11 protein-coding genes are annotated in these 9,356 nt (G+C 65.3%); 5 read left to right on the top strand and 6 right to left on the bottom strand.

What is annotated here, in order from left to right; genetic code table 11:
• The 3 genes from ACOZK4_RS03100 to ACOZK4_RS03090 all read right to left on the bottom strand — a co-directional run.
• A partial coding sequence (locus ACOZK4_RS03100; RefSeq protein WP_421590396.1) for a dihydrodipicolinate synthase family protein occupies window positions 1-510 on the bottom strand: 510 nt, incomplete at its 3' end.
• A gap of 132 nt (window positions 511-642) precedes the next feature.
• Complete coding sequence (locus ACOZK4_RS03095; RefSeq protein WP_421590394.1) at window positions 643-1,341, bottom strand: GntR family transcriptional regulator; 699 nt, start codon at window positions 1,339-1,341, stop codon at window positions 643-645.
• 193 nt (window positions 1,342-1,534) lie between these two features.
• The gene (locus tag ACOZK4_RS03090) at window positions 1,535-2,200 is read right to left on the bottom strand and encodes a GntR family transcriptional regulator (protein ID WP_421590392.1); all 666 of its coding nucleotides are present in this window, start codon (window positions 2,198-2,200) and stop codon (window positions 1,535-1,537) included.
• A 174-nt stretch (window positions 2,201-2,374) separates the two neighbouring features.
• Between ACOZK4_RS03090 and ACOZK4_RS03085 the strand changes: the two genes are divergently transcribed.
• From ACOZK4_RS03085 to ACOZK4_RS03075, 3 genes are all read left to right on the top strand, one after another.
• A complete protein-coding gene (locus ACOZK4_RS03085) occupies window positions 2,375-3,406 on the top strand; it encodes a trans-3-hydroxy-L-proline dehydratase (protein WP_421590391.1) in 1,032 nt (343 codons plus the stop codon).
• Window positions 3,407-3,511: 105 nt separating this feature from the next.
• On the top strand, window positions 3,512-4,189 hold the full coding sequence (locus ACOZK4_RS03080; RefSeq protein ID WP_421590390.1) for a FadR/GntR family transcriptional regulator: 678 nt from the start codon (window positions 3,512-3,514) through the stop codon (window positions 4,187-4,189).
• The gene (locus tag ACOZK4_RS03075; protein ID WP_421590388.1) at window positions 4,186-5,451 is read left to right on the top strand and encodes a CynX/NimT family MFS transporter; all 1,266 of its coding nucleotides are present in this window, start codon (window positions 4,186-4,188) and stop codon (window positions 5,449-5,451) included. The genes ACOZK4_RS03080 and ACOZK4_RS03075 overlap by 4 nt, the downstream gene beginning before the upstream one ends.
• Here ACOZK4_RS03075 and ACOZK4_RS03070 read toward each other — a convergent pair.
• Window positions 5,421-6,119: a 5-formyltetrahydrofolate cyclo-ligase gene (locus ACOZK4_RS03070; protein WP_421590386.1), complete on the bottom strand. Its 699-nt coding sequence runs from the start codon at window positions 6,117-6,119 to the stop codon at window positions 5,421-5,423. The two genes, ACOZK4_RS03075 and ACOZK4_RS03070, sit on opposite strands and share 31 nt — an antisense overlap.
• 35 nt (window positions 6,120-6,154) lie before the next feature.
• Entirely contained in the window at window positions 6,155-6,505 is a 351-nt protein-coding gene (locus tag ACOZK4_RS03065; RefSeq protein WP_421590385.1) for a DUF488 domain-containing protein, read from the bottom strand.
• A gap of 368 nt (window positions 6,506-6,873) precedes the next feature.
• On the opposite strand from ACOZK4_RS03065, the gene rnk reads away from it, so the two are divergent.
• Complete coding sequence (gene rnk / locus ACOZK4_RS03060) at window positions 6,874-7,296, top strand: nucleoside diphosphate kinase regulator (protein ID WP_244761400.1); 423 nt, start codon at window positions 6,874-6,876, stop codon at window positions 7,294-7,296.
• A 139-nt stretch (window positions 7,297-7,435) separates the two neighbouring features.
• Window positions 7,436-7,945, top strand: coding sequence for a hypothetical protein (locus ACOZK4_RS03055; protein ID WP_421590384.1), 510 nt, complete (start codon window positions 7,436-7,438; stop codon window positions 7,943-7,945).
• Window positions 7,946-7,963: 18 nt separating this feature from the next.
• On the opposite strand, the gene gdhA is transcribed toward ACOZK4_RS03055, so the two are convergent.
• Complete coding sequence (gene gdhA, locus ACOZK4_RS03050) at window positions 7,964-9,316, bottom strand: NADP-specific glutamate dehydrogenase (RefSeq protein WP_421590382.1); 1,353 nt, start codon at window positions 9,314-9,316, stop codon at window positions 7,964-7,966.
• Window positions 9,317-9,356: the final 40 nt, after the last annotated feature.

Below are 9,356 nucleotides of genomic sequence, written 5' to 3'. Positions count from 1 at the left end.
GGCGGCGCCGCCGAATTCCTTGAAGCCGACGAGGTTCTTGTGGTCTTCGCGCAGCGCGAAGAACAGGTCGGCGCGGGTGGCGAAGCCGTAATAGGGGCTGTTGTAGATGACGGCCGGCAGATCCGGGGCAGCGGCGAGGATCGCCTTGAAGTGGTTCTTCTGGGCGGCAACGACGGAGCCGCGGGACAGGACGCGCGGGATGACCATGAGGCCCTGCGCGCCGACCTTCTGGGCATGCGCAGCGTGGGCAACGGCCGAAGCGGTGTTGACGGCGCCGGTGCCGACGATGACCGGGATGCCGGCCTTGACGAGGCGTTCGACGCCTTCCATGCGCTGTTCGTCCGTGAGCAGCGGCCAGTCACCCATCGAGCCGCAATAGACGACGGCGGACATGCCCTTGGCGATGAGCTCCTTGCCCTTGCGCACCAACTGGTCGAAGTCCGGCGAGCGGTCGTCCTTGCAGGGCGTCATCAGGGCGGGAATGACACCGGAAAAAATCTTGGCCTTCATGTCGATCTCCTTTGGCGGTTCATCGGGTGGTCAGCCGGCACGATGCCTCAGGCCTCCCCCTCTCTGATTGTGGGTATAGCATCTTGCATTTTATTTGTCGACAAGAAAAATACAACGCCGAGCGCGATGCTTTTAAAGGGCGATATCCAGCCTGTCGTTGCGGCTGAACAGCTTCTGCACCTGGGCGACGATCGCCTCCGCATGGGCCTTGCCAAGCCGGTCGGCTTCCTCGATGTCGCGCGCCTCGATGGCCGCGATGATGGCGGCATGTTCATCGACGAAGCGCTGCGGGAAGTGCTCTTCGTAAGATTGGTAATAGAGCTGCAGGATGCGGCGCCCCTCGTCGAGCAGCCGGCGGAACAGGCTGGTGAAATAGGGGTTGCGGCCGGCCTCGGCGATGGCGGCGTGGAAGGCGGCGTTGGTGGCGATCATCGTTAGATGGTCGCGCGCCTTGAGTGCGGCGGCATAGTCCTCGTGAAAGCCCCTGATGACGGCGATGTCTTCCGGCCGGTGGCTCTGCGCGGCAAGCCGCGTCGTCACGCGATACATCAGCACCAGCGCGTCGAAGAAGGTGTGCAGGTTCATGAAATCGATGTTCGACACCATGGTCGAGCGGTTCGGCAGCGTCTCGATCAGCCCTTCGCCGGCCAGCCGCACCAGCGCCTCGCGGATCGGCGTGCGCGACATCTTGAACCGCTCGGCCAGCTGCACCTCGTCGATCGGGCTGCCGGGCGCGATCTTCAGGTCGAGAATCTCGTCGCGCAGCAGGTCGTAGACCATCTTGACGCCGGAGCCGCGTTTACGCTCGGGCAGGGAATCGGTTTCGGTCATGAAAAATCCTCTTGTCGACAAAAGAAATACAATTCTCTGCCTGCGCTATCAATCGTTTTAAGAGGGCCTTTTGCCGAAAGCCGCGTCAAGTGTCCGAAAGGCGTGATTTCCGCCATTCCAGTGCTTTGCGGGCAGAAAACGAAAAAGGGCGGGATTTTGCCGCCCTGTGTTCCGTCAATAAAGCATGGGGCGATCAGCAGCGCTGGTCGCGCAAAAAGGTCATCAGCGAGCGGCCGGCATCGAGGATGTGGTCGCGCGTCAGGCGCGAGGCGAGATCGGCATCGCCCTTTTCGCAGGCGGCCAGGATCGCCTCGTGCTCGCGGCCGGCGCGCGGCACGCCGTTGGTGAAGGTCAGTTGGGCGCGCAGATAGCGGTCGATGCGGTCCAGCGAGGATTGTACGTTCTGCAGATAATAGGGGCGGCCGGAGGCCTCGTAGAGCGTGGTGTGGAACTGGCGGTTGATCTCGCCCCAGCGGTGCGGATCGGTCTCCCGGTCGAAAGCGTCGCAATAGCCGCGCGCTTTGTCCAGCGTCGCACGGTCGAGATTGGGCACGGCAAGGCGCATGACCTCTGCCTCGATCAGCGCGCGGAACTCGAAGATCTCGTCGATCTCCTCGATGGACAGGCCGGCGACGACGGCGCCCTTGTAGCGCTGCGTGGTGATGAGGCCATGCTGCTCCAGCCGCGACAGCGCCTCGCGCACGGGGATGCGGCTGGTGTTGAACATCTGCGCGATCTCTTCCTGGCGCAGGCTGTCGCCCTCGGCGATCTTGCCCTCGATGATCGCCTTGCGCAGCGCCTCATAGACGAGGTCGGCCGCCGAAGCGACCTGCCTGACATCGACGGCAGCAAATTTCATCACGCCTAACCCCTGAAAATCGCGCCTATGGTCATACGGGCAAACCGGAGGCGGAGCAACAAACGAAGCCTCGTGAATGAATATTGTATATTGGATCCAATTTTTCTATAAGAGGTCATTCGCGTCGAGCCGAAGACGGTATCGCCGCGAAAAATCAGGACATTGGAGAGAGCCATGCGCAGCAGCAAGGTCATTCACATCGTTTCCTGCCACGCCGAGGGCGAGGTGGGCGACGTCATCGTCGGCGGCGTGGCACCCCCGCCGGGCGCGACGCTCTGGGAGCAGCGCAACTTCATTGCCCAGGACCAGGCACTGCGCAATTTCGTGCTGAACGAACCGCGCGGCGGCGTCTTCCGCCACATCAATCTGCTGGTGCCGCCGAAAGATCCGCGCGCCACGATGGGCTTCATCATCATGGAACCCGAGGATACGCCGCCGATGTCCGGCTCCAACTCGATTTGCGTCTCCACCGTGCTGCTCGACAGCGGCATCGTACCGATGGTCGAGCCGGAAACCCATATGGTGCTGGAAGCGCCGGGCGGTCTCGTCAATGTCGTGGCGACGTGCCGCAACGGCAAGGCCGAGCGCATCACCGTCACCAACGTGCCCTCCTTCGCCGACAAGCTGGATGCGAAGCTGGAAGTCGAGGGCCTCGGCACGCTCACCGTCGACACCGCCTACGGCGGCGACAGCTTCGTCTTCGCCGATGCCCGCGCGCTCGGCTTCGCCGTGACGCCGGACGAGGCGCGGGAATTGGCCGAAACCGGCATCCGCATCACCAAGGCGGCCAACGAACAGCTCGGCTTCACCCATCCGGAAAACCCGGAATGGAACCATATCTCCTTCTGTCAGCTCACCCTGCCGGTCGAGGAGCGCGACGGCGCGCTGCATGGCCGCAACACCGTCGTCATCCAGCCGGCCAAGCTCGACCGCTCGCCGACCGGCACCGGTTGCTCGGCCCGCATGGCCGTGCTGCATGCCAAGGGCCAGATCAAAATCGGCCAGTCCTTCTCCGGCTATTCGATCCTCGATTCGCGCTTCGATTGCCGCATCCTGAGCGAAACCACGGTCGGCGGCCGTCCGGCCATTGTGCCCGAGATTTCCGGCCGCGCCTGGATCACCGGCACCAGCCAGGTGATGCTCGATCCCGACGATCCGTGGCCGGCCGGCTACCGCCTCGCCGACACCTGGCCGCGCAAGCAGTAATCTCCCTTCTGCCCGGTGCACGTCAGGCGCCGGGCACAATGTCTTTGACGATCTCGCCGAGAAGCGATAATCATAAAGTCATCTGATGACTTTATGATTTGACCCATGCGCTCCCTCAGCAAAACCAATCTCGTCGATACCGCCGTGGAGGCGATCCGCTCGGAAATCCTCGCCCGCCGCTGGGCGATCGGCGAAAAGCTGCCGAACGAGGCGGCCTTGTCTTCCATGCTGTCGGTCAGCCGCGGCACGGTGCGCGAGGCGGTGCGCGTGCTCGCCTCGCAGGGCTATCTGGAAACGCGGCAGGGCTCCGGCACCTATGTGCTCTCGACGGCCGATACCGCGCGACCGCTCACCATGGCCCGCCGCGCCGGCCTGCGCGACCAGTTCGAAGCGCGGCTGGCGCTCGATGTGGAAGCCGCCCGTCTTGCGGCACTGCGCCAGACGCCGGCGACGGTGGCCGGGCTCCGTTCGCTGCTGTCCGAGCGCGGCCATTCCGAGGGCAGTGACCGGGCGGCCTTTGTTGCCCGCGATTTCGCCTTCCACCAGGCCGTCATCGCCGCGTCGAACAATGCGGTGCTGATCGGCATGTACGATTTCTTCTCCACGGTGATCGCCGAAACCATCGCGGCCACCCTCGAAGACGACCTTCCCGAACCCGACATGGCCGCGCATGCAGCTATCGTCGATGCCATCGAAAGCGGTGATCCCGACCAGGCCGATGCCGCCGTCCGCCGCTTCATGGCCCCCGTCCTCACTGCCTTGGATAAGCTGCTTCTGTCATGACCCTTCCCAACGATCCCGGCGCCATCGACCTGATCGACGCCGAAGCCGACAGCGTGCCCGCACCCGAGCCGCATCGGCCCAAAAGCACGGCGGCGCGTATTTTGCTCGGCGCGAGCCTTGTGCTCATCGCCTTCAATCTTCGCCCGGTCTTTTCCAGCGCCTCGGCCCTTTTGCCGGAAATCCGCGATGTGCTCGGACTCTCACCCACCGGTGCCAGCCTGTTGACGACGCTGCCCGTCGTCTGCCTTGGCCTCTTCTCACCGCTTGCGCCGAAACTCGCCCAGCGCATCGGCACGGAGCGCACCCTTCTCGCCGTCATCCTGCTGGTGGCGCTCGGCACGGCGCTGCGCGGCCTGTCCTCCATTCCCCTGCTGTTCTTCGGCACGGCGCTGGCGGGTAGTGCGATTGCCGTCGGCAATGTGCTGTTGCCCGGTCTCGTCAAGCGCGATTTCGCCGACCGGGCGGCGTTGATGACCGGTTGCTACACTATGGCGCTCTGCGCCGGTGCTGCCAGTGCCGCCGGCTTGACGCTGCCCATCGAGCATGCGCTCGGCGGCTCGCTGGACGGCGCTCTGGCAGCCTGGTCGCTGCCGGCTCTGCTGGTCGCGCTGCTCTGGCTGCCGCAGGTGCTGGCCACCCGCACGCAGGCCAAGCGCGCCGGCTTTCGCGTGGAAGGTCTCTGGCGCGACCGGCTGGCCTGGCAGGTCACGCTGTTCATGGGCCTGCAATCGGCGCTCGCCTATTGCGTCTTCGGCTGGCTGGTGCCGATCCTGCGCGAACGGGGGCTCGATGGCGTCACGGCCGGCGCCATCGTTTCCATGTCCGTCATGGTGCAGGCCGCCGCTTGCCTCGTCGCGCCGCATATCGCGGTGCGCGGCAAGGACCAGCGGCTGATTAATGTCGTGCTCTGCGGCTTTGCCGTTGTGGCGCTGCTCGGCCTGCTGTTCGCGCCGCTCTGGTCTGTCTGGATCTGGGCGGTGTTGCAGGGCATCGGGCAGGGCGGGCTGATCGCCGTCGCGATGACCGTCATCGTGCTGCGCACGCGCGATCCGCATGTGGCGGCGCATCTTTCCGGCATGGCGCAATGCGTCGGCTACCTGCTGGCGGCCATCGGCCCGTTGGTCGTCGGCCTCATCCGGGGCTGGACGGGCAGCTTCGCTTGGAGCGCCGTACTCTTCGTGCTGCTTGGTCTCGGGGCGGGTATCAACGGCTGGTTCGCCGGCCGCGCGCTCTATGTCAAGGCGCGCACGGTGGAGACCTGAGGCGTGGCGATGCCGGCCTCGGTGACGACAATATCCATGGGGATGTCGTGCAGCTGCGGATAGATGGTCGCGATGCGCGATCCGCTATAGCCGATGCCGATGACGCGCGGCTTTTCCGTCATCGCCGCCAGCGTGCGGTCGAAGAAACCGCCGCCATAACCGAGCCGGTAGCAGGTCGCGTCGAAGCCGACGACGGGGGCGATGACGATATCCGGCCGGCAGGGTTTTGGCTCTGCGGGAATGGGGATGTTCCAGACGCCGCAGACAAGCGCCTCGCCCGTCTGCCAGAGATGGAATTCCAGCGGCCGCCCCTTTTCCACGACGACGGGCAGGGCTGTGCGCCCGCCGCGCTTCGCTACCTCCGTTAGGAAGGGGCGGAAATCCGGCTCGCCGCGAAACGGCCAGTAGGCACTGACGATGCGCCCTGTGACATCGCCGATCTCATCGAGCACGCGCGCCGCAATCGCCTCGCCATGGGCAAGCCGTGTCGCCACCGGCAGGGCGAGGCGCTCCGCGATGAGCCGCTCCCGCTCGGCCTTGCGCCAGCGGTTCACATCCGTCCAGGCTTGCCGGTCGAGCGGCCCCGGCGGGCCGCAATAGGCCGGGTCGATCTCATGCAGGAAACAGGCCGGCGAGGCGAAAGTCGCGGGTTCGTCGTCGTCTGCCATCGCATCTTCCTCCCGGCAGGTCGTCTGAATATCGATCAGTCCGTGGTCGTCTTCAACACCTCGGCCAGTACGGCGGCATGGTTGAAGTCCGTATTGCGCGAGCCGTAGAGCAGCGTGACGGTGCCGTGGGTGGCGCGCCTGCGCAGGTCATCGAGCGCAGGATTGTCCTTCAGTTCCTGCCGATAGCGCGCCTGGAATTCCGCCCAGCGCTCCGGCTTGTGGTCGAACCATTTGCGCAATCCGGTGGAGGGCGCCACGTCCTTCATCCATTCCGAAAAAATCGCCTTCTCCCGGGACATGCCGCGCGGCCATAGCCGGTCGACCAGGATGCGTTCGCCGTCGCCCTCCGCCGGCTCCTCATAGACGCGCTTGATCCGAATGGTCATCGCTTCAGCCCACACCGCGCATTCGTCGCCGGGTCCTTTTTAGGATAGGAAAGCTTCCGACGGCAATCCGCATCTGTCAAACCGATAGTCCGTCGCAGGGCAGGCGGGCAACCCATGCTTGACTTTGCCGCCAGCCTCGTCCCATCATGGGGCATGACGACGATGCCTTCCCTCGCCCGGTTTTTGAAACGGTTGTTTCCTCTCGCAGGACACTAGCCCCTCGGCTTGGTCGCGTCGCGCCCCGGCCGTGGGGCGATAGCGGTTTCGTCCAGCACGTCACCGCGCCGCAAAAGCGCGACACATAGTTTCCCGATTCTGAATTCTCCGTGTGCCCTGAAGGGCCGCGTGACCCCGTGCGCGAGGTTTCCATGACTGCCAAGACCAAGAGCGGCCGCCGGCCTGCCATCACCATTGCCCGTTCCGAACACGAGCGCCTGTCGAACCTGGCCGACCGGCTGGCCGAGCGCGATCCGCACGCCGCCGAACAACTCGCCGCCGAACTCGACCGCGCGAAGATCGTCGATGATGCGCGCATGGCGCCGGGCATCCTGCGCATGGGCTCGTTCGCCGAATTCCGCATCGACGACGAAGCGCCGCAGACCGCCGAACTCGTCTTCCCCGGCGATGCCGATATTTCCCGCCAGCGCATCTCCGTGTTGACGCCGGTCGGCGCGGCTCTGCTCGGTCTTTCCGCCGGCCAGTCGATCGACTGGGCGGGGCGTGACGGGCGGGTGCGGCGGCTCAGCGTGATCGCCGTGCATGCGGCCCCCCAAGCCGCCCAGGCCTCCTGAGGGCCGACGACGCCATGAAGTTCCTGTCCTTTTCCCTTGCCGGGCGCATCGGAGGCTGCCTCGTCGCAGGATCGTGACCCCCTGTGCCGCATCCGCGGCCAGGGGGCTTCTCCACCACGGTTTCACATGGAGAATGACGATGGGACAGGATCCCGCCTTGTTGACGATGCGCGACGGCTACGTGCTGGAAAAGATGGCGGCTGACGCACCGCCGCTGACCGAGGAATGGCGCACACTCCTGCGCCGCAAGCTTTCGGGCCATCGCCTGGCGCTGGAAGGCGCCATCCCGGCCGATCTCGCGATGATCGACGCCCGCGTGACCTTCCTCTGCGCCAGCGGTCTCACGGATGTCAGGACGCTCTGCCTGCCCGGCACCTATGTGCCCGGCGGCGCCTTCCTGCCGGTCACGACCTTCTACGGCCTGGCCTTGCTCGGCTTGCGAGAGGGCCAGTCCATGGCCTTCGACCGTCCGGAGGGCCGGCGCGACTGGGTGGTGCTGGAAAAGGTGCTGTATCAGCCGATAGCCGCCCTGCCTGCCCCGGAGGAGCGCCCGCGCATCCGCCTCGTTGCCGGCGGCCGCTTCGGGCAGGCCTTCGCCGCCGCCAATGAAAACGGCCCCGGAGAGGGTCCGGGGCCGTCGGTTGCCTGAAGGGTCTGGTAAAGGTCGTCAGATGACGCCCTGGGCGCGCATGGATTCGGCCACGCGGATGAAGCCGGCAATGTTGGCGCCGAGCACGTAATTGCCCTTGGCACCATATTCTTCGGCCGTCTCGGCGCAGCGGTCGTGGATGCCCTGCATGATCTGGCCGAGGCGCTCTCGGGCAGTCTCGAAGCTCCAGCTGTCGCGGCTGGCATTCTGCTGCATTTCCAGCGCCGAGGTAGCGACACCGCCGGCATTGGCCGCCTTGCCGGGGCCGAACAGCACGCCGCCCTCCTGGAAGGCGCGCACGGCTTCCGGAGTGGAGGGCATGTTGGCGCCCTCGGCGACGGCGATGACGCCGTTTTTGATCAGCGTTTTGGCGTCCTTGCCGGTCAGCTCGTTCTGCGTGGCGCAGGGCAGCGCCACGTCGCAGGGCACGTCCCAGATCGAGCCCTTGCCTGTCGGGATGAAGTGCGAGCCCTTCTTCGTCAGCACATATTGCGACAGGCGCTCGCGGCGCACTTCCTTGATCTCCTTGACGAGATCGAGGTCGATGCCTGCCTCGTCGACGAGATAGCCGGAACTATCCGAGCAGGCGATGACCTTGGCGCCGTAGGCAATGGCCTGTTCCATGGCGTAGATCGCGACATTGCCGGAGCCCGACACGGTGACCTTCTTGCCCTCGAAGCCGGTGCCGCGGCTTTCCAGCATGGCGCGGGTGAAGTAGACCGCGCCGTAGCCGGTCGCTTCCTTGCGCACCAGCGAGCCGCCATAGCTTAGGCCCTTGCCGGTGAAGACGCCGGCCTCGAAGCGGTTGGTCAGCCGCTTGTACTGGCCGAACATCCAGCCGATCTCGCGGCCGCTGACGCCGATATCGCCGGCCGGCACGTCGGTATATTCGCCGAGATGGCGGTAGAGTTCCGTCATGAAGGACTGGCAGAAGCGCATGATCTCGCCCTCGGAACGGCCCTTCGGGTCGAAGTCCGAGCCGCCCTTGCCGCCGCCGATCGGCAGGCCGGTCAGCGCGTTCTTGAAGATCTGCTCGAAGCCGAGGAACTTGATGATGCCGAGATTGACCGAGGGGTGGAAGCGCAGGCCGCCCTTGTAGGGGCCGAGCGCCGAATTGAACTGCACGCGAAAACCGCGGTTGATGTGCACCTGGCCCTTGTCGTCGACCCACGGCACGCGGAAGATGATCTGGCGTTCCGGCTCGCAGATGCGCTCGATCAGCGCGTCCTTCAGGTAGTCGGGGTGCTTGGAGACGACGAGGCCGAGGCTTTCCAGCACTTCTCGGGCTGCCTGGTGGAATTCCGGCTCGGCGGGGTTGCGTTGCAGCACCTGGGCCAGGATGGGTTCAAGCTTCTCGTCGACAGTCGCCATGATGGCACTCCTTTGTCTTTCTTCAAAATCACTGGAAGGG

Source organism: Shinella sp. M27, from assembly GCF_049199905.1.
Taxonomy (GTDB): Bacteria; Pseudomonadota; Alphaproteobacteria; order Rhizobiales; family Rhizobiaceae; genus Shinella.
This window is presented reverse-complemented; position numbering and strand designations above follow the sequence as displayed.